Source organism: Parasphingorhabdus sp. (genome assembly GCF_039977335.1).
Taxonomy (GTDB): domain Bacteria; phylum Pseudomonadota; class Alphaproteobacteria; order Sphingomonadales; family Sphingomonadaceae; genus Parasphingorhabdus.
In genome coordinates this window covers 1,710,097-1,730,922 of record NZ_JBDWDI010000004.1, presented here as the reverse complement: position 1 = coordinate 1,730,922, position 20,826 = coordinate 1,710,097, and the positions used below count along the sequence as shown (strand labels likewise).

Below are 20,826 nucleotides of genomic sequence, written 5' to 3'. Positions count from 1 at the left end.
TTAGAATTTTCCGCGCAGCGTAACACCAAATGTCCGTGGTTCCTGAATATAGGCGGAGCGTGATCCAGACCGCAGGACCGTGTTAAAGGTGACACCTCGGGTAACTTCATTGGTCAGATTATTGACCCAAGCCTCAATCGCCCAAACATCATCCTGACTGCCGATACCAGCACGCAGGTTGATCTTGGTGTTGCCGTCCTGAATATCGAAAGCAAGCGGCGTCTGATCGTCGAGATCAGCGGGATTAGAAGGTTGAGTCGATGTCCGGCGATCGCTTTCCATACGGATCTGCCCGTTCAGGAAGAAGTCCAGATTACTGCCAATATCTCTTTCATAAGTTGCACCGGCAATAGCCACGATATCCGGCGCGTTGGTGAGCGAGGCACCGCAGAGATTGAGAACCTGACGATCCGTCAGGTTGCCGGCACAGTCATTAGGATATCTGGCATCCGTATAAGTAAGGCCAGCATTCAACGTGAAATTATCGTCCGGACGAATAACTGTCTCAATTTCAACACCGGTGGTTTTTGCCTTTGGGACATTGAATGTCTGGAACTGGGCACCGGTGAATTCGAGAATTTGGAAATTCGAGAATTCTTCATGGAAGCCAGCGATGTTCAAGGTTACAGCATTGTCGAGGAACTTGGCTTTCAGGCCGATTTCATAAGCATCAACTTCTTCTGAATCGAAACGGGGATCCGCGCCGCCGGCAGCTGCCGTTGAATCGAGGTTAAACCCGCCTGATTTATAACCGTGCGTAAAGCTCGCATAGATATTGATCGGTGCTGCAAACTCATAGGCAATTTTACCGGTATAGATGAGCTCGCTGTCATTAAAATCACCGTCAAATGGCCGCGGCAAAAATGCGAATGGGATTTCTGTATCCGTTGCATCCGATCCGACGGCAGGGGCAAGAAATGCAAAACACCCCAAGGATACAACCGCTGGCGGCACGGCGGCTGGATTGTTCGCAAAGGCCGCGCGAATACCGGTGCACAGCGGATTGTTGCTCGCGGTCTGTTCGAACCCGCCATCTTTGCTTTCATCAGAATAGCGCAGCCCGACGGTCAATTCTAAACCATCGACAATTTCCAGCGTGTTATGGGTGAACAAGGACCAGCTTTTGCTGCTCTGCGAATAGCTATTGGTTGCCGTCACAACCGAAGGATCGACGCCGCCTGATATTTGCTGCAACGGATTGGCGCCCAAGGCACCGCCCAGAAGAGCCCCGACCAAGGCATCATAATCTTCACCCAGCGAGAAATCGACATCTTGCTTGATATCTTCATCCGAATAATAGCCGCCAACCAGCCAGTTGAGCGCACCGTCAAAGGCTTCACCCTGCACCCTGAGTTCATGGGTCATCGTGTTGATATTGGCACGTGCCAGATCGACATCGAAAATATCGAGCGCCGTGAAATCGGAATCATAAGATTCTCTGCTATCAAACTCGCGATAGGAGCCGATATAGATAATGTCGGCATTGTCGCTGATCGGAAACTCTACTTCCGCCGTAACGCCCCATTGCTCCAGCTCGCCGCGGGGTGCGAAATTCGCAGACGCGATTCGGTCATCCGCAGACTGCTGACCGTTATTGGGTTGGAACTGGCCGCCGCGTGGACCGAGGCCAACGGCGTCAAACACACCGCCTGTTTCGAGCGGCGAGGGCAGTAATTCGATCGCAGAACAGCAATTGGCCGTGCTTTTGGAGAAATCACCAATTACGCGCACGGTCAGACCGCTGTCACCTTCATAACCAAGCTGACCACGAATAAGATATTGGTCTTTCTCGTTAGACTCGCCAATCTTGCCGGTCTCATCGACCACATCAATAAAACCGTCACGCTCGCGATAGGCACCGGTTAAACGCAGCGCCAAAGTGTCTTTTACAATCGGCACGTTAACCGCGCCCTGAACGTTTATCAGGTCATGATTGCCGTAGGTTGCATTCACGAAACCGCCAAATTCACTGACATCCGGACGTACATTTGTAATGGTCAGCGCGCCGGCCGAGGTATTGCGGCCGAATAATGTACCCTGTGGTCCGCGCAGGACTTCAACCCGTTCCACATCGACAAATTCGGAAAGGGCCACACCGGGACGGGACTGATAAACACCATCGATAAAAATGCCCACCGCACTTTCAAAACCGATATTGTTAGAAGTTGTGCCAACCCCTCTTATTTGAAGCACGACACTGCCCGAGGCTGCCTGGGCATTGGAGGTTGAGAAACTGGAAGAGACCTGTGTGATATCCTGAACATTGACCACGCCCTGCCGCTCCAGCTGAACCGGGCTTACCGCCGTCACCGCGAGCGGAATATCTTGGACATCCTGCGCACGGCGAGTCGCTGTCACGATGATGATATTGTCATCCACCGCTGCTTCTTCAGCGCCTTGATCCTGAGCAAAAACGGGGGTTGCGATGGCGGTGCTGCACAAGGCCGCCATGAGGACGCGATTCATACTCTTCATAATCATTCTCTCCAGTTGAACGTAACCACAGCATTGCCATTGGGTGGGGTGGGGAATGGTCTTACGTGCCGCAGTTACGCTTGCATAAGTCATTTAACTGGGCCATTAAATCAACCGGAGAAACACGATCCAGCGCAGATTAAACGGCGCTGTGATATTAGAGAAACAAGCGTTTCTCAGCGATGTGTAGCCATATGGCTAGGCATTGTGAAAAGGGGTATGAAAGGGATGCGCCCAGTCAATGAGGCGTGCGGAGGGGAAAGAAATGAAACGCAATTTATTGGCTATGGCTGCAGTTGGCGGATTGATGGCCGGCTGTTCTGGCGGCAGCGAATCAACCGAGCAAAATGATGTCGCGTTGGCACCGGGCGAAACGACAGAACAACCCAATCCCGATCGCAATGTCTATTTTGGCGACCTCCATATCCATACCCGCAACAGTTTTGATGCTTATATTTTCAACGTCCGCACGACACCGGAAGATGCCTATAAATTCGGTATGGGCGAAGGTATTACCCACCCGTCCGGCTATGATTTGAAACTCGAAGGTCCCGCGCTGGATTTCATGGCGGTCACCGATCACGCAGCCTATCTCGGTCACCTGCCCGCGATGGACACCGAAGGCACGGAAATTTCCAAGCTCGACATGGCCAAGGATATGTTCAGCGCCGATCCGGACAAGATCATCGCGGCGTTCCAGCTGATCGGCGGCGCGGTGCGCGATGGCCGCAAGATGGACGGTGTCTATGATCCGAAAATTATCGGTGACGTCTGGAAAGCCACGATCGACGCCGCGGATAAATATTACAAGCCCGGCAAATTCACGACCTTCTCCGCCTATGAATATACCGCCACGCGGGTGACGCAAGGTGAAGGTGGCGGTTTTGCGGGCGGCAATCTCCACCGCAATGTCGTCTTCCGCGGTTCGGCCCCCGACATGCCCTTTGGCACACTCGATTCCACCAATCCTGAAGAGCTGTGGAACTGGATGGACGAACAGCGCGCCGCCGGACATGACGGGCTTTCGATCCCGCATAACAGCAATGTGTCGGACGGCGAGATGTTCAAGCTGGAAACCTATAATGGCCAGCCGCTGACCAAGGCTTATGCCGATCAGCGTATCCGCAATGAACCGATTGTAGAAATCACGCAGGTCAAGGGCACATCCGAAACCCACCCGTCACTCTCACCCAATGATGAATGGGCCGATTTCGGGATTTACGAATATCTGCTGTCCTCGCAGATCAAATCCAAGGTCAACGGAAGCTATGTGCGCGAAGCACTAGCCAATGGCCTGATGCTGGAAGACAAGATCGGCAGCAATCCTTTCCAATTCGGTCTGATCGGGTCCACCGACAGCCATGTCGCTGGCGGCTCGTTTGATGAAAAGAATTTCTGGTCCAAAGTCGGCGTTGTGGATGGCACGCCGGAAGCCCGTGGTTCGGTTCCGCCGGGCGGCAAGAAAAGCTGGGAAGGCGTGACGGTTGATCCGCGCGCGGCCAGCTGGTTCTCTCGCTGGGGCGCTTCTGGCTATGCGGCAGTCTGGGCCGAGGAAAATACCCGCGAGGCGATATTTGACGCGATGCGGCGCAAGGAAACCTACGCGACCACCGGAACGCGGATTAAATTGCGCTTCTTTGGCGGTTTTGGTTTTGACGCGGCGATGCTGGATGATCCGGAGATGGTATCCAAAGCCTATAAGGACGGCGTCAGCATGGGCGGCGATCTCGTTGGTCAGGGCAAAGCCCCAGGCTTCATCGTCTGGGCGATGCGCGATGCGATGAGCGCGCCGCTGCAACGGGTACAGATTGTCAAAGTCTGGACCGATGGCGGCAAGACCAATGAAAAACTGTTTGATGTTGCCTGTTCCGATGGCGGGAAGGTCGACCCGGCAACCGCGCGCTGTCCCGACAATGGCGCGAAAGTCAATCTGGCAGACTGCTCCATCTCCACCGACAAAGGCGCACCGGAACTCAAAACCTTCTGGCGTGATCCAGAGCATAAAGCGGGGCAACGCGCTTCCTATTATGTCCGGGTGCTGGAGAACCCGGTTTGTCGCTGGTCCACATGGGACGCCATACGCGCAGGCGTGCCGCCAAACCCAGCGTTGCAGAAAACCATTCAGGAACGCGCCTGGTCTTCGCCCATCTGGTATGTGCCGACCAAGGTCTGATTGCAGCCCCGAATACCCATTGGCGCTCAGGCTGAGCCTGTCGAAGCCGGTCTCACGGCCCTTCAACAAGCTCAGGGAGAGCGCAGTTTGAGATCATAGCAAAAGCCATGAGCATATTGAAAAAAGCCCTCCGAGATCCGATCACGCATTTTGTTCTGATCGGGCTGGCGCTGGTCGCGATAAACCATTTTTGGGCTAACTATCAGGGCGAGCAGGGTAGGACGATCACGGTTAGCGCCGCCGAGATTGATCGGCTGAGCGTCCTATGGGCCAATACTGCTGGCCGGTTGCCCACCGGCGAAGATAAACAGCAGATTATTGATCAATATGTGCAACAAGAAGCATTGGTGCGTGAGGCCGAGCGGCTTGGCCTTGGCGATGATGACACGATTATCAAACGTCGTTTGGCCCAAAAAATGGATTTTCTGGTCAGCGGCGAAAGCAAGGCGGTCACGCCTTCTTCCGATGCAGATTTGGAAATATGGTTTGAACAAAATCGTGACAAGTTTGCCGCCCCCGAACGACGGAGTTTTGTGCACATCTATTTCAGTCCGGAAAAACATGGCGGCAGCATTGAAACAGCGGCTGCTAACGCCCTGCGCGCGGCAAAATCAGGCACCGATTGGAAAGGTCTTGGCGATCCGTTCATTCAAAAACGTAGCTATGCCGCCATACCGGAGAGCGAAGTCACCCGATTGTTCGGACCGGATTTCGCTAGCGCCATGTTCAAGCTGACGGCTGGAGAGTGGAGCCCGCCCATTGGCTCTGCTTTCGGTCTGCATCTGGTGCGCATCGAAACCATCGACAACGCGGCCGAGGCAAGTTTTGAACCGATCAAAGCGGAGGTTGCCGCCGCGTGGCAGGAAGACCAGACCAGTAAAGCCAAACAGGCGGCATTGGAGAAACTGGTGCGCGGTTATGATGTGGTGATTGAGAGCGCAAGCGAGTGACCTTCATCCGGCTTGGTCTGTTATGCTGTATCATCATTTGGCTGAACGCGGCAGCGGCCAGCGCCCATGAAATCAGACCCGCAGCGCTGGAACTGACAGAGCAACCGGACGGCCTGGTCGGAGTGATCTGGAAACAGCCGATATTGTCTGGCCGCAAACTCAAGATGCGCCCCATCCTGCCGGACCAATGTCCACCACCGGCGGTGACCAGTCAGACCATATCGGGCGACGCGATTGTCGAAAGCTGGCAAGTACAGTGCAAGCTCAACACAGGGCGCATAACAATAGAGGGACTTGACCGCACGCTCACCGATGTGTTTGTCCGCATCCGCCTTTTGGATGGAGCGGAAACCGCCCATATCTTGCGCCCCGCCAGTGCTTCTTTTGCTTTGGGCACAACGAGCGGTTCTCCGGCCAGCGCTTATCTGCGCATCGGCGCAGAGCATATGCTATTCGGCTGGGATCATCTGTTATTCGTGCTCGGCCTGTTATTGCTGACAGCGACGCGGCAGCTCTTATGGGTCATCACCGCTTTCACGCTCGGTCATAGTGTCACGCTTGCGATCACCGCGCTGGGCCTGTTCACTCTGCCAAGCGAACCGGTGGAATTGCTGATAGCGCTCTCGATATTTTTCCTTGCCATGGAAGTGGTGCGGAAATGGAATGGCAAGACCAGCCTCACCATTCGTAAGCCCTGGCTGATCGCTCTGGCTTTCGGCTTGCTACATGGTCTCGGATTCGCTGGCGCGCTGGCCGATATTGGTTTGCCTAAAGGTGAAGAAATATCGGCCTTGCTATTGTTCAACCTGGGCGTGGAGATCGGGCAGATAATGTTCGTGGCTCTGGCCCTCACATTGCTGTGGTGCACGCGGCTTGTCAGTGTGGATCGCCGCAAATGGATCGAGACACCGGCGCTCTATCTGGTTGGCGGGCTCGGTGCCTTTTACACGCTCAGCCGGATATTATGATCACCGAACGGCTGCGGTGATAAAACTGACTTTCCTACACGGCGGATTTTTCATAGGCTTTGCGGGCTATGACTTCGCCATTTCATTTTTTGCCATTTGCACCCGTTCGCAATCGTCACCAGACGGATCGCGCAGCCGCTAATTCACCACTCGGTTCGTCGCAATTTGACCCCCATTTTGCGTAGAAACTGTATAAATAGTTCAGCTTTTTCTGTCTCAATATGAATGAATATCTGACTTGGCGGACCCCGCCTTCACCGCTACAGAAGCCTCAACAGCAAATTTAAGGACATTCTATGCCTCAGCTCATCCTTCTTCGTCACGGCCAGTCACAATGGAATCTCGAAAATCGCTTCACCGGTTGGTGGGATGTTGATGTCACTGAAAAAGGGATTGAAGAAGCCAAAGCCGCCGGGCGTCTGATGAAAGAAAAAGGCATTGAGTCGGACCTGTGTTTCACCAGCTTGCAAAGCCGCGCAATCAAGACGCTGAACCTAGCGCTGGAAGAAATGGACCGGATGTGGCTACCAGTGGAAAAAAACTACCGCCTCAATGAACGCCATTATGGCGGGCTAACCGGCCTCAACAAACAGGAAACCCGTGACAAGCATGGCGACGAACAGGTCCATATCTGGCGCCGCAGCTTTGACACACCGCCGCCGCCCATGGCTGCTGATAGCGAATATCAAATGTCGACCGATCCCCGCTATGCCGGCATTGAAGTACCGGCGACGGAGAGTTTGAAAGACACTATCGCCCGCGTACTGCCTTATTGGAAAACGCGGATTGCACCGGAACTACAGTCAGGCAAACGCGTCCTGATCTCCGCCCATGGCAATAGCCTGCGCGCATTGGTCAAGCATCTTTCAGGTATCTCGGATGATGAAATCACTGGTCTGGAAATCCCGACCGGACAGCCGATTATCTATGATCTTGATGATGATCTGAACGAAAAAGAACGCTATTATCTGTCCGAACGATAGGCCGGAGCGCTCAAGCACCGTCCTTTTTGGATTGATACATGGCTTCATCTGCCCGTGACATCAGCGCCGCCACGGTATCAGTCGGCCCAACAAAACTATAACCGATTGCAGCGCCAATTTTTAGGGCCTGACCTTCATGAACCAGATTGGCGGTCTTGATTCGATCAATCAAAGACAGGATCTTGCTCTCGACCTGGTCAGCATCAAGATTGTCGAGCAGCAACGCAAATTCATCGCCGCCTATCCGTGCCACCATGTCACAGCCGCGGATATTCTCTTTCAATATTTCGGCAAGATGGGTCAGCAAAATATCGCCAGCCACATGGCCATGCGCATCATTAATTAGTTTTAAATCATCCACGTCGAGGAAGAGCAAAGCAGTATTATCGCCATAGCGCTGGCACCGCATGATCCGTTTTTCCAAACTTTCAATAAAATAGCGGCGATTAGGCAGTCCCGTTAGAACATCATGATTCGCTCGTCTCTCCATTTCAGCAAGTTCTTCTTTTAATCGCAAATTTTCTGACTGAAGAGCTGTACAATCGGTACATTTTTGTTTGTCTTCATTTCTACTGATAACTTCACTAATCAACCTTTTACCCCCGCCGCGATACTCTTGTTTACTAGTATTTACGCTTTATTGTTCTTTAGTTTGGTAAAAGTAGTTTCGTCAACAAAATTGATAGGCCGAGACTGTCCAGAGTCCTGTTTTGTAAAAATACAGCGCGAAATGACCGTTCATCATCATTGCCGCATTGCGCGACAGGCATTTCATGGCTAAACGAATTTGCTTCCGCGACACTATTCAGGTGCAAGCATGACCGAAGCCCCACAGCATATTGGACCACAAATTGGAATTATCATGGGCAGTCAGTCCGACTGGGCTACTATGCGTCTGGCTGCTGAAATTCTCGAGCAACTGGACGTCGCGCATGAGGTAAAAATCATCTCCGCACACCGGACGCCGGATCGGCTCTATGATTATGCGAAATCAGCGGCCGATCGTAATCTGAAGGTGATCATTGCGGGGGCAGGCGGCGCGGCGCATTTGCCTGGCATGGCTGCAGCGATGACACGGGTGCCCGTCTTGGGTGTGCCGATTCAATCCCGTACCCTGAACGGTGTCGATAGCTTGCTATCCATTGCGCAAATGCCTGCCGGTATTCCGGTTGGAACTCTGGCGATAGGGGACGCGGGTGCCAAAAATGCAGCCTTGCTGGCTGCCGCCATATTGGCCAATGAAAATGCTGGTTTGGCAGAGCGCCTAGATGCGTGGCGCGCCGTGCAAAGCGATGCTGTTGCAGAGCAGCCGGAATAATCGGCTGCTATGACTCCGCTTCCTCCCGGTTCGACCATTGGCATATTGGGTGGCGGTCAATTGGGCCGGATGCTGGGCGTGGCTGCAGCGCAGCTTGGCTATCGCTGCCATATCTATGCACCGGATGAAGCCAGCGTTGCGGCGGATGTCGCCGCGGAATTTACCTGCGCGCAGGATGACGACATTCCGGCGCTGGAAAAATTTGCCGATGCCTGTGATGTCATCACCTTTGAATTTGAAAATGTTCCCGTTGCTCCGCTGAGGGCGATTGCAGGTAGAGCACCCCTTCATCCACCAGTGGGCGCGCTAGACATTGCCCAGAACCGGATCGCCGAGAAAAATTTCGCGCGCACCCATGGCGGTACCCCGGCCCCTTTTGCCGAAGTGACTGATCTCGCTTCCTTGAGCAGCGCTATCGCGCAAGTCGGTACACCGGCGATCCTTAAGACGATCCGTATGGGCTATGACGGCAAAGGTCAGGCCCGGATAAAAGACGGTGATGATCTTGAAGCATGTTGGGATATTGTGGGGCAGCAGCCTTGCGTCGCAGAAGGGTTCGTAACCTTTACCCATGAATTTTCGGTCATTCTCGTCCGCGGCCAGGATGGAGAGGTCCGCTACTGGGATACACCGCACAATGTCCACGAAGATGGGATATTGGCCATGTCGTCATCCCCCGCCCCGGCCGAAATATTGGAACATCAGGATGCTGCCCGTGCCCTTGCCGCGAAAATGGCAGAGGCTATGGATTATGCCGGTGTGCTGACCTGCGAATTTTTTGCCACTGCTGACGGGCCGGTGTTCAACGAAATGGCCCCGCGCGTCCACAATAGCGGGCACTGGACAATCGAAGGCGCGATCACCAGCCAGTTTGAAAATCACATCCGGGCCATTTGCGGATTGCCATTGGGCGACACGGGATTGGCGGCTGAAAGGGTCGAGATGATCAACCTTATCGGCGGCAATGCAGAAGAATGGCAGGCACTGTTATCCGACCCGGCAAACCACCTGCATCTTTACGGAAAAGGCGAAAGTCGGCCAGGGCGTAAAATGGGCCATGTCACGAAATTATTTTTCTGATTTGCACAGGATTTGATCTGAGCTAGGCCCACGCTATGAATCATCCCGAAATCATTCTGATCCTTGCACGCGCAGATAATGGCACCATCGGCAAGGACGGCACGATGCCATGGCATTTACCCGCCGATATGCGGCATTTTAAATCGCTTACCCAAGGCAAGCCAATGATCATGGGACGCAAAACCTTTGATAGCTTGCCGGGCTTGTTGCCGGGTCGCCGGCATATCGTGCTGACCCGGGATACGGATTGGGAAGCGGAAGGCGCCGAAGTCGTCCATGATGTTGAGGGTGCCCTGAAAACTGCCAATGCGCCGCATATTGCCATTATTGGTGGCGCAGAAATCTATCGTCTGTTCCTGCCCAAGGCCGACCGGATTGTGCTCACGGAAGTGCACATGGAAGTGGATGGGGACACGGTCATGGATGGCTTTGACCCAGCCATTTGGCAAGAAAGCCAGCGGGAGAGCCATGATGCCGCAAATGGTAAACCGGCCTTTTCCTTTGTCACGTTGAAACGGAAATAGGCATGAAGAAATTTTTGGTGACCTTGCTGATCATTGTGGTTGTGCTGGCCATCGGCTTTTTCACCTTCGCTCCCGCTCTGTTCGAAAAGCAGACAAACCGGGTGGAGGCAGATGCTTTGCCGGAAATGAACCATGATTCCAGCGCTATCGAAACGCAAATCAACAAGATAGACGACAAAAGCTTACCCATAATACGGCCGGAAGCGCAGAAGCTGCATGATAGTTTGATGATTGTGGACCTGCACGCCGATACCTTGTTGTGGAAACGCCGGATTACCGACGCGGTTGACTATGGTCATGTTGATCTCAAACGGATGCAGAAAGGCAATGTCGGTCTGCAGATTTTTTCCAGCGTCACCAAAACACCAAAAGACCAGAATTATGATCGCAACAGCGCCGATACAGATAATATAACGCTATTGGCAGTCGCACAGTTGCAACCGATCCGGACCTGGTTTTCTTTGCTGGAGCGCCAACTCTACCATGCCCAAAAGCTTGATGAGGCCGTCACCGCTTCAGATGGCGCCATGGTCGCGATCAGCACGTCTGGCCATGTTAATGGCCTCGCACTGGCGCGATCCAAAAATGAAAAAATGGTGGGCGCGCTATTCTCTGCTGAAGGCCTGCAAACGCTGGAAGGAAAGCGTGAAAATCTCGACAAGCTCTACAATTCAGGAATGCGTATGGCGGGTCTCGTGCATTTTTTCGACAATGAATTGGCCGGTTCAATGCATGGCGAAGAGAAAGGCGGCCTGACCGACTTTGGCCGGCAAATTGTCCGCGACATGGAAGCAAAAGGCATGATCGTCGATATCGCCCATAGCAGTCACGAGACAGTGTCCGACATTCTGAAAATAGCGCGCCGCCCCGTCGTCTCCAGCCATGGCGGCGTGCAAGCGGTTTGCGGCGTCAATCGCAATCTCAGCGATGCGGAAATCAAAGGCGTAGCTGCCACTGGCGGCATCATCGGCCTTGGCTATTGGGCCGGCGCTATGTGTGATACCGATCCCAAAAGTGTTGCCAAAGCCGCCAAACACATCCGTGATCTGGTTGGCATTGAACATGCTGCACTGGGCAGCGATTTTGACGGCGCGACGACCACCCGCTTTGACACCAGCGGCATTGTTCATATCACTCAGGCGCTGATGGATACCGGTTTTACCGAAGCCGAGATTCGCGCGATCATGGGCGGCAATGCTCTGCGGGTTTTGCAGCAAGGTCTGATACCGCTCAACGATTTACCAAAACAAGCTGTTGAACAAACCAGTGAAACTGGCCAATAGCCGAAATATCATGCGGTTGAGTGGGCAAAATAGAATAGCGGAGAATATGCGCGGCGCGATCATCGCGCTGGGTAATTTTGATGGGTTTCACAAGGGTCATCAGGTTGTGGCGCAAACGGCGATCGACTGGGCCAAGGCCGAGGGTCGACCCGCGATTATCGCCACCTTTGACCCGCATCCCGTGCGCCATTTTCAGCCAGATGCACCGCCTTTTCGCCTGACTACGTTGGACCAACGCGAGCGGCTTTTCACGGCTGCAGGCGCGGATGCGATGCTGGTATTCGAATTTAGCGCGGAGCTGGCAGGTACGACTGCCGAGGATTTTGTCGAGAAGCTGCTCGTCGAGCGCTTTGGCGCAGCGGGGATTGTGACGGGTGAGGACTTCACTTTTGGCAAAGGGCGCGCTGGCAATATCGACGTGATGAAGCAATTAGGCGCACCACTAGGCCTGTCGACCAAGGCGGTCGGACCGGTTAGTGATGGCACAGAAGTCATCTCTTCCAGCCGCATCCGCGATGCCCTGAAAGCGGGTGATTGCGAAACAGCAGCCGAATTGCTGACACGGCCGTTTGCGATTGAAGGCATGGTCATTCATGGCGACAAAAATGGCCGGAAGCTGGGTTATCCCACCGCCAATATTGATATCGATCATTATCTGAGGCCCAAATATGGCATTTACGCTGTCAAAGGCCGCTTGCTAGATGGACGCGTCTTAAACGGAGCAGCCAATCTCGGCATCCGTCCGACCTTTGACCCGCCAAAAGAATTGCTCGAGCCCTATTTCTTTGATTTTGCCCAAGACCTTTACGGACAGACTATCGAAGTCGAACTTCATCATTTTCTCCGCGGCGAAGCAAAATTTGACGACCTTGACGCCCTGATGGTGCAGATGGAGAAAGACTGCGCCAAGGCCAAGGACATGCTTGGATGAAGAAAAAGCTGTTATGGGGTCTGGGCGGCCTCTGGATGCTGTTCCTCATCGTCCTGTTGCTGAACAGCTCCCGATGGGCTCCCGACCCTGATGGCCGGCTCAAGATGATCGCCCATCGCGGCGTTCACCACATCTATGATCCTACGGGAATTGGCCGGGATGACTGCACAGCGGTTCGCCTGCTCCCCGGTCAGGAAAAACGCGAGATTTTTGAGAATACCATTCATTCCATCCGCGCGGCCGTGAACCGGCAGGCGGATATGGTCGAGGTGGATATCGCACCGACCAAGGACGGAAAAATGGTGCTGTTTCATGATTGGACCGTGGATTGCCGTACCGATGGCAAAGGCAATACGCGCGATCTCACCCTTGCGGAATTAAAGGCGCTTGATGTGGGCTATGGCTATTCCTCTGATGGCGGCAAAACCTTTCCTTTGCGCGGGAAGGGTGTCGGAAAAATACCGACCGTGGAAGACGCCATTGCATCGGAAACGTTCAAACCGTTTCTGTTCAATTTCAAAAGCAAAGACCCGGATGAGGCCGATCAACTATTTGCGATCCTAAAAGCCGCGGGTCGCGATCCTTTGAGGGAAGGGGATGGCTTTTACGGTGGCGACGCGCCGGTCCAGCGGATGAAAGAACTGGTCCCCGGCATTTGGGCCTGGTCGAAACCCGGCGTCAAAGCCTGTACCAAGGATTATGCGTGGATGGGCTGGCTCGGTATCACACCCGACAGCTGCAAAAATGGCACATTGGTGGTACCGCTCGACTATCAATGGGCCTTTGCCGGATGGCCCAATCGCACCATAGCGCGCATGGAAGCCGTCGGTGCCCGCGCGCTGATCATTGGCCCGATGAATGACCGCGAATCCACCCGGGGGCTGACCCGTGGCGACCAGCTGGCCGACATTCCGGTGACCTATAACGGCTATGTCATGGTCGAGGATATTAGCACGGTAGGGCCAGCGCTTATTCGCTAGCCCATATGTGCACAGACATGCGCTTCAAATCCCGCTTGCGCGCCGGCTCTCCCTCGCCTAATCCCCGCCAATCATGACTGACAATGCACCAGATTATAAAGATACGGTTTTCCTGCCGAAAACTGATTTCCCGATGAAAGCCGGCCTTGCGAACAAGGAACCGGCAATTTTGGAGCGTTGGCAGAATATTGGGCTTTACGAAAAGCTCCGCGAAGCGCGCGCTGGCCGTGAAAAGTTCATTTTTCACGATGGCCCGCCTTATGCCAATGGCAATATCCATATCGGTCACAGCCTCAACAAGACGCTCAAGGATTTGGTCGTCCGCTCGCAAAATATGCTCGGCAAGGATGCGCCGTTCGTTCCCGGCTGGGATTGTCATGGCCTTCCGATCGAATGGAAGATCGAGGAACAATATCGCAAGAAAAAGCGCAACAAGGACGAAGTTCCGGCCAGCGAATTTCGCGCCGAATGCCGCACCTATGCCGACAATTGGGTCAATGTGCAGCGCGAGGAATTCAAGCGGCTCGGCATCCTGGCGCAGTGGGACAAGCCCTATCTGACGATGGACTACGATGCCGAAGCGGCGATTGTCACAGAGCTGCTGAAATTTGCGGAAGCGGGGCAGCTTTATCGCGGTGCGAAACCGGTGATGTGGTCGCCGGTTGAGAAAACCGCCTTGGCCGAAGCCGAGGTGGAATATGAAGATATTACCTCGACCCAGATTGATGTGGCGTTTGAGATTGTCGAAGCGCCAAATGCGCCAGAGCTAGTCGGCGCGCATGCGGTGATCTGGACGACGACGCCTTGGACCATTCCGGTCAATCAGGCGCTCGCCTATGGGGCGGATGTTGAATATGTTTTGTGCGATCTAAACTACGACGCAGTTGCGCCGGAAAACAGCCAACCTCATGCCGGAACAGTCGCAACAATTGAAGTCGCCGAAGCAGGAGGTCTTCCGGTCGGCGACGTGCAGGTTTTGGTTGCCCGCCATCTTGTCGAAGAATTGCAAAAGCGACTTAACTTGCAGCTAAGTAAGTTAGATATACCTTCTTCCGAAGCGATCAATCCTTCTATTGAGCTGTCTTATCCACCTCTTGGAAACAAGCCGTCTTTCGACAAAAAACATTACGTATTCAAAGGCTCCCAACTTGCCGGCGCCATCGCCAAACACCCAATGGCCGGCACATTCCCGGACAGCGAATTCTACAACAAGCCTCGGCCCTTCCTCGACGGCTCGCACTTCGTCACCACCGAAGCGGGCACGGGCCTTGTCCATATGTCGCCTGACCATGGCGAGGATGATTTTGACCTCTGCAAGGCCAATGGTATCAACCCGGTTTTCGCGGTCGATGCGGATGGCGTGTATCGCGAGGATTGGGATTGGCTGCCGCGTGGTGATGAGCGCGCGGGCGGGGTGATCAACAAGAAATTTGTCAGCAGCACCGGTCCGATTTGTGAAGACCTGCGCGCAGCAGGCGCCTTGCTCTCGGCCAGTGATGATTTCCAGCATAGCTATCCGCATAGCTGGCGCTCCAAAGCGAAAATCATCTATCGCTGCACGCCGCAATGGTTTGTGCCGATGGACGAGCCACTTACCGCGCCCAGCCACATCGAACCGATTGAAGATGAGCCCGACGAGACGGTTGTCGGCCATGCCGAAGGCGTCGCTGCTACCCTTCGTGAAGTCGCGCTCAACGAAATCCGCAACAAGGTCCGCTTTGTGCCGGAACGCGGCCGCCGCCGTCTGGAATCGATGGTCGAAGGCCGCCCCGACTGGGTGCTCAGTCGCCAGCGTGCCTGGGGCGTGCCGATTGCGCTTTATGTGGATCGCAAAAGCGGCGAATATCTCAACGATCCCACCGTTAACGAGCGCATCATCGCAGCGTTTAAGACCGGCGGAGCGGATGCCTGGTTCAATGCCGATCATCAGGAATTTCTTGGCAACAAGTACAGCCTCGATGACTATGAAGTGATCACTGATATTCTCGACGTCTGGTTCGACAGCGGCTGCACCCATGCCTTTGTGCTGGAAAGCGGCAAATGGCCAGATCATCAAACGCCTGCCGATCTCTATCTGGAAGGCAGCGACCAGCATCGCGGCTGGTTCCAGTCGAGCCTGCTGGAAAGCGCCGGCACACGCGGCCGTGCGCCTTACAAAGCGGTGCTGACCCACGGCATGACGCTCGACAAGAACGGCAAGAAAATGTCGAAATCACTCGGCAATACGCTTGATCCGCAAAAGATTATCAACGTCAATGGCGCCGATATCTTGCGCCTCTGGGCCGCTAGTGTCGATTTCACCGAAGATCACCGGATTGGCGATGAAATCATCAAAGGCGTCACCGACAGTTACCGCAAATTGCGCAACACCTTCCGCTATATGATTGGCGGCCTGAGCGATTTTCAGGATAGCGAGCGGGTGGCCGTCGCCGATATGCCGGAGCTGGAGCGTTATATTCTCCACCGCCTGGCCGAGGTGGATGCGAAGCTGAAACAGCATGTGAATGACTTCGCTTTCGGCCCCTATATGCGCGAGCTGACTGCCTTTGCGCAGGATGATCTCAGCGCCTTCTTCTTCGATATCCGCAAGGACTGTCTCTATTGCGATGCGCCGGATGATCCCAAACGCATGGCGTACCGGACGGTCATGGATATCCTATTCCATGCACTGACCCGCTATATCGCGCCGGTGCTGGTCTTTACCGCCGAGGAGATTTGGCAAAGCCGTTTCCCCGACGAAAACGACAGTATCCACTTGCAAGAATGGCCGGAAGTTGATTGTGCATGGACTGATGAAGCCCTGGCCGGAAAGTGGGGCACTATTCGTACGGCGCGGATCAATGTCACCGAAGCCATCGAGCCCTTGCGGCGAGAGAAGACCATTCGCTCCAGTCTGGAAGCAGAAGTCACCTATCCAATGGCTGACCTGCCGATTGACACAGATGAATTTGCGGAACTGTGCATCGTTGCCGATGTCAAAGACGGGAGTGATATCACCGTGACCAAAACGGGACATAGCAAATGCGGGCGCTGCTGGCGCTTGCTGCCCGATGTATCGGAAGACGGCGCGCTGTGCGGCCGCTGTGATGGGGTTCTTAACGCATGACGGACGCAACATCGAAATACCGGATCACAGGGCTTGTCGTCGCCTTCCTGATCTTCATCGCCGACCAGTTCACCAAATATATGGTGATGTATCCACTTGATTTGAAAGCCAAAGGCCAGATCGAATTGCTGCCGTTTTTCAACCTGACCTGGGCGGAGAATTATGGCGTGTCCATGGGCTTCTTGACCGCGTCCACCGACTTTCAGCGCTGGGCCTTGGTCGCGTTGACCGGCTTGATCGCCGTGGCGGTGTTGATCTGGATGTGGCGGGAAAAGGCGAAATGGGACATTATTGCGCTTTCATTCGTTCTCGGGGGGGCCATGGGCAATATCCTGGATCGCGCGCGGCTCGGCTATGTTGCTGATTTTGCAGATTTACATATCGGCGATTTCCGTCCGTTCCTGATTTTCAACGTGGCTGATGCTGCAATCTCAATCGGAGTCGTAATCCTGCTTGCACGCGCGCTGTTAATACGCGAGAAGCCGGACGAAGAATAATATTCAGCTTGGCGACAGTTGACCCATGGCAAAGAGCCCGCCAAAGGCTCTAGAGAGATTTTAAGGCCGAGAAGAGATTTAAGGCCAAGAAGAAATTTAAGGGAAGTGAATATGCGTAAATCAATCATAGGTATCAGCCTGGTTTCGTTGGTCGGACTCTCCGCTTGCGGATCGAGCGGCCTGTTTGACCGTGACCGTCCCGATGAGTTTGCCGTGTCGCGGCAAGCGCCATTGGTGATTCCACCCGATTTCGCCCTGACCCCGCCACAGCCCGGCCAGCCGCGTCCTCAAACCGGTGGTGTGCAGCAACAGACTTTGGAAGCCATGTTTGGCGGATCACAAGCGCGCAGCGTTACCGAGTCCGCCATTGTCGGCCAAGCCGGTGATGCCGATGCCGGTATCCGTTCTTCCGTCGGAGATGCCGGGACCTTTACCGTCGATAAAGGCAGCGTGACCCGTGACATTATCGCCGCACCGGAAGGTGATGGACAGGCTGCACAGGCCGCTACGCCGGAATAAATTTCCCGCAAACAGCCGGTGCTTATTCGCTGGCTTTTCAGAACCCTTGTACGGAACCGCCGTCCACTTGGATGGCTGTACCCGTAATATAGCTGGCCGCTTCTGATCCCAGAAAAACTGCCAGATTGGCAATTTCTTCCGGCTCGCCAATGCGCTGCATCGGAATCTGGGCAGCTATTCCCGCGGCAATTTCATCGGTGCTTTTGCCAGAGGCTTTGGACTGCGATTCCAATATCTGGGTGACTCGGTCGGTATTGGTGAAGCCGGGGCAGACCGTATTGATCAATATATTATCACCCGCCACCTGATTGGCGAGCGTCTTGGCCCAGCCCAGCACCGCCATCCGGATACTGTTCGACAGGGTAAGACCCGGCACCGGTTGTTTCACGCCGGATGATGAAATAGTGATGATACGGCCCCATTTCTGCGCCCGCATATGCGGCAAGACCAGCCGCGTTGCGCGGATGACTGACATCAAGGTCAACTGCACGGCTTTGTCCCAGTCATCATCGGCCAGTTGTTCAAAAAGCCCGGGCGGCGGCCCGCCAGCATTGTTCACCAATATGTCGATACCGCCAAATTTGTCGGTCGTTGTTTGCACGACCCGGTCAATATCTTCCGATTTTGAGACATCCCCGATCATCGCCAAACAGCCGGGTATTTGTGCAGCGGCTACATCCAGCTTGTCCTGCGACCGCCCACAAATCGCGACCTTCGCGCCGCATTCATGAAATCCCAAGGCGGTCGCCAATCCAATGCCCTTGCTGCCAGCGGTGACAAGGACGGTTTTGTTTTCTAGGTTTAGTTTCATGTGGGCAAGTGTGGCGGAATGAGGCGCGGATGTATAGTGGGGAACCCGCTCTTATGTCGGCAATACCCCGAAAGCGGACATTGAAAAAATTACTAAAGCATCTAGTAGGATCCAGTTCTTTATAGAAAAGCCGACAAAAGGGAGCGTCAGCGATGGTGACGGGGCAATGCAATTGTGGTTTGGTGTCTTTCGCAATCGAGATGGATCTCAAAGACGTCTATATTTGTCACTGCTCAATCTGCAGACGATGGACCGGAAACAACGGTGTGGCGGTTTCGATCGTTGCAAAAGAACAGTTTCGTTGGGTCTCTGGAGAAGAAAATGTAGCAAGCTGGCAAAAACCAAATGCCGATTGGCAAAGCTGGTTTTGTCGGAACTGTGGGTCTGCTTTACCTGGCAAAAATGACGAAATGAACATGTTTGTTCCAGTCGGACTGCTCGATGCAGGTGCAAATAATCTAGAAGTTTCTCATCATATTTGGGTAGAATCCAAAGCGGTCTGGGATAAAATTTGCGATGAAGGCAAGCTTCACCAAAGAGAATTCCAAGGCTAGTTACTGCCGCCTTTCAATATGTCCGCTTTTGCGCCCATCGCGGACACTCAATCACACTTCCAAACTCGCTCCAGATCAATGCCGGAAGTGCCGCATCCCGGTAAACAGCATCGCCAAGCCTGCTTCATCCGCCGCCGCAATCACCTCGTCATCGCGGATCGAGCCGCCGGGCTGGATCACCGCTGTCGCGCCGGCTTCAACCGCCGCCATCAGGCCGTCGGCAAAGGGAAAGAACGCATCGGACGCCACGGCTGAGCCAATGGTCCGCGCTTCGCTCCAGCTGGCTTTTTCGGCAGCATCCTTGGCTTTCCATGCGGCAATTCGGGCGGATTCGAGGCGGTTCATTTGCCCCGCGCCGACGCCAGCGGTGGAGCCGCCTTTAGCATAGACAATCGCGTTGGACTTTACATGTTTGGCGACCGTCCACGCAAATAGACAATCCGCCATTTCTTGATCACTTGGCTCGCGCTTGGTGACGCATTTCAGATCATCTTGAACAATCTGGCCATTGTCGCGTGATTGTAGCAGATAGCCGCCGGCTATGGTTTTCAACCCTATGCCGCCGCGCGCGGGATCAGGTAGCTCGCCGGTTAGCAAGAGCCGCAGGTTTTTCTTCTTGGCAAAAATCGCGCGGGCATCGGCATCGGCATCCGGCGCGCAGACGACTTCGGTGAAAATGCCGGTCATCGCTTCGGCCGCCGCTCCGTCCAAGGGCCGGTTGACCGCGATAATCCCGCCAAAGGCCGAGACGCTGTCGCAGGCCAGGGCCGCCTGATAGGCTTCCAATATGCTGTTACCGCTGGCGACACCGCAGGGATTGGCATGTTTAACAATCACCACCGTCGGCGGGCCATCGCGAAATTCGCTGACCAGTTCCAGCGCGGCATCGGCATCATTATAATTATTATAGCTCAGCGCCTTGCCCTGCAATTGTTCGGCCTGCGCAATGCCTTTGGCGGACGGGCCATCGGGCAGATAGAGCGCCGCCATCTGATGCGGGTTTTCGCCATAGCGCAGTTCGGTGGGCTGGCTCATGGTGAGCGGCAGGGTCGGCGGGAACATTTGCTGCTGATCGGCAAAACCGAACCATTGCGCGATCATGCCATCATAGCTGGCAGTGGCGGCAAAGGCCTTGGCGGCCATTTTCTTGCGGAAATCAATACTCGTCGCGCCACCGCTTTCTTTCAGTTCCGCGAGCAAAGTATCGTAGTCGGACGGGTCGGTGACAATCGTGACGAAATCATGGTTCTTCGCGGCACTGCGTACCATGCTCGGGCCGCCAATATCAATATTCTCGATAATCTCGTCGCGTTCAGCGCCTTTCGCAACGGTCTGGGCAAATGGGTAGAGATTGACAATCACCAGATCAATTCCGGCAATGTCATGTTCTTCCATCGACGCGACATGACCGGCATCATCGCGCCGCGCAAGCAGGCCACCATGCACTTTGGGGTGAAGCGTTTTCACGCGACCATCCATCATTTCTGGAAAATTCGTCACGTCGGAGATATCGGCGACGTCCAGCCCCGCATCACGCAATGCCTTGGCCGTACCGCCGGTCGAGATCAAAGCCACACCCATCGCAGCCAGCTCTTTGCCAAGATCGGCCAGGCCGCTTTTGTCCGACACAGACAGCAAAGCCCGTTTGATTGTAATATTTTCGGTCATGATAGT

18 protein-coding genes are annotated in these 20,826 nt (G+C 54.4%); 14 read left to right on the top strand and 4 right to left on the bottom strand.

All coding sequences use genetic code 11. The features are described from left to right. Complete coding sequence (locus ABJM21_RS15700) at positions 1-2,475, bottom strand: TonB-dependent receptor (protein WP_348301869.1); 2,475 nt, start codon at positions 2,473-2,475, stop codon at positions 1-3. 265 nt (positions 2,476-2,740) lie between these two features. On the opposite strand from ABJM21_RS15700, the gene ABJM21_RS15695 reads away from it, so the two are divergent. From ABJM21_RS15695 to gpmA, 4 genes are all read left to right on the top strand, one after another. Next, entirely contained in the window at positions 2,741-4,648 is a 1,908-nt protein-coding gene (locus ABJM21_RS15695; protein WP_348301868.1) for a DUF3604 domain-containing protein, read from the top strand. Between the two features lie 107 nt (positions 4,649-4,755). After that, positions 4,756-5,598, top strand: a complete 843-nt coding sequence (locus tag ABJM21_RS15690) for a peptidylprolyl isomerase (protein WP_348301867.1) — start codon at positions 4,756-4,758, stop codon at positions 5,596-5,598. After that, positions 5,595-6,566 carry a HupE/UreJ family protein gene (locus ABJM21_RS15685; protein WP_348301866.1) on the top strand — a complete coding sequence of 324 codons (972 nt, stop codon included), beginning with the start codon at positions 5,595-5,597 and terminating at the stop codon, positions 6,564-6,566. The genes ABJM21_RS15690 and ABJM21_RS15685 overlap by 4 nt, the downstream gene beginning before the upstream one ends. 296 nt (positions 6,567-6,862) lie before the next feature. Beyond that, positions 6,863-7,549, top strand: a complete 687-nt coding sequence (gpmA, locus tag ABJM21_RS15680; RefSeq protein WP_348301865.1) for a 2,3-diphosphoglycerate-dependent phosphoglycerate mutase — start codon at positions 6,863-6,865, stop codon at positions 7,547-7,549. Between the two features lie 10 nt (positions 7,550-7,559). On the opposite strand, the gene ABJM21_RS15675 is transcribed toward gpmA, so the two are convergent. Further along, a complete protein-coding gene (locus tag ABJM21_RS15675) occupies positions 7,560-8,039 on the bottom strand; it encodes a GGDEF domain-containing protein (RefSeq protein WP_348301864.1) in 480 nt (159 codons plus the stop codon). A gap of 327 nt (positions 8,040-8,366) precedes the next feature. On the opposite strand from ABJM21_RS15675, the gene purE reads away from it, so the two are divergent. The 9 genes from purE (at position 8,367) to ABJM21_RS15630 (ending at position 17,787) form a co-directional block, all read left to right on the top strand. Continuing rightward, positions 8,367-8,867, top strand: a complete 501-nt coding sequence (gene purE / locus ABJM21_RS15670) for a 5-(carboxyamino)imidazole ribonucleotide mutase (protein ID WP_348301863.1) — start codon at positions 8,367-8,369, stop codon at positions 8,865-8,867. Between the two features lie 9 nt (positions 8,868-8,876). Then, entirely contained in the window at positions 8,877-9,947 is a 1,071-nt protein-coding gene (locus ABJM21_RS15665; protein ID WP_348301862.1) for a 5-(carboxyamino)imidazole ribonucleotide synthase, read from the top strand. A gap of 35 nt (positions 9,948-9,982) precedes the next feature. Continuing rightward, the gene (locus ABJM21_RS15660; protein WP_348301861.1) at positions 9,983-10,471 is read left to right on the top strand and encodes a dihydrofolate reductase; all 489 of its coding nucleotides are present in this window, start codon (positions 9,983-9,985) and stop codon (positions 10,469-10,471) included. Between the two features lie 2 nt (positions 10,472-10,473). Continuing rightward, entirely contained in the window at positions 10,474-11,754 is a 1,281-nt protein-coding gene (locus ABJM21_RS15655) for a dipeptidase (RefSeq protein ID WP_348301860.1), read from the top strand. 10 nt (positions 11,755-11,764) lie between these two features. Continuing rightward, positions 11,765-12,685, top strand: coding sequence for a bifunctional riboflavin kinase/FAD synthetase (locus tag ABJM21_RS15650; protein WP_348301859.1), 921 nt, complete (start codon positions 11,765-11,767; stop codon positions 12,683-12,685). Further along, on the top strand, positions 12,682-13,665 hold the full coding sequence (locus tag ABJM21_RS15645; protein WP_348301858.1) for a glycerophosphodiester phosphodiesterase family protein: 984 nt from the start codon (positions 12,682-12,684) through the stop codon (positions 13,663-13,665). The genes ABJM21_RS15650 and ABJM21_RS15645 overlap by 4 nt, the downstream gene beginning before the upstream one ends. A 73-nt stretch (positions 13,666-13,738) precedes the next feature. After that, the gene (locus tag ABJM21_RS15640; protein ID WP_348301857.1) at positions 13,739-16,771 is read left to right on the top strand and encodes an isoleucine--tRNA ligase; all 3,033 of its coding nucleotides are present in this window, start codon (positions 13,739-13,741) and stop codon (positions 16,769-16,771) included. Further along, positions 16,768-17,268 carry a signal peptidase II gene (gene lspA, locus ABJM21_RS15635; protein ID WP_348301856.1) on the top strand — a complete coding sequence of 167 codons (501 nt, stop codon included), beginning with the start codon at positions 16,768-16,770 and terminating at the stop codon, positions 17,266-17,268. Before ABJM21_RS15640 ends, lspA begins: the two co-directional genes overlap by 4 nt. Positions 17,269-17,379: 111 nt before the next feature. Beyond that, positions 17,380-17,787, top strand: a complete 408-nt coding sequence (locus ABJM21_RS15630; RefSeq protein ID WP_348301855.1) for a DUF3035 domain-containing protein — start codon at positions 17,380-17,382, stop codon at positions 17,785-17,787. A 37-nt stretch (positions 17,788-17,824) separates the two neighbouring features. Here ABJM21_RS15630 and ABJM21_RS15625 read toward each other — a convergent pair whose 3' ends face one another. Continuing rightward, positions 17,825-18,598, bottom strand: coding sequence for an SDR family oxidoreductase (locus ABJM21_RS15625; RefSeq protein WP_348301854.1), 774 nt, complete (start codon positions 18,596-18,598; stop codon positions 17,825-17,827). A 152-nt stretch (positions 18,599-18,750) separates the two neighbouring features. On the opposite strand from ABJM21_RS15625, the gene ABJM21_RS15620 reads away from it, so the two are divergent. Further along, entirely contained in the window at positions 18,751-19,152 is a 402-nt protein-coding gene (locus ABJM21_RS15620) for a GFA family protein (protein WP_348301853.1), read from the top strand. Between the two features lie 75 nt (positions 19,153-19,227). Here ABJM21_RS15620 and purH read toward each other — a convergent pair whose 3' ends face one another. Further along, a complete protein-coding gene (gene purH / locus ABJM21_RS15615; RefSeq protein WP_348301852.1) occupies positions 19,228-20,820 on the bottom strand; it encodes a bifunctional phosphoribosylaminoimidazolecarboxamide formyltransferase/IMP cyclohydrolase in 1,593 nt (530 codons plus the stop codon). Positions 20,821-20,826 lie beyond the last annotated feature (6 nt).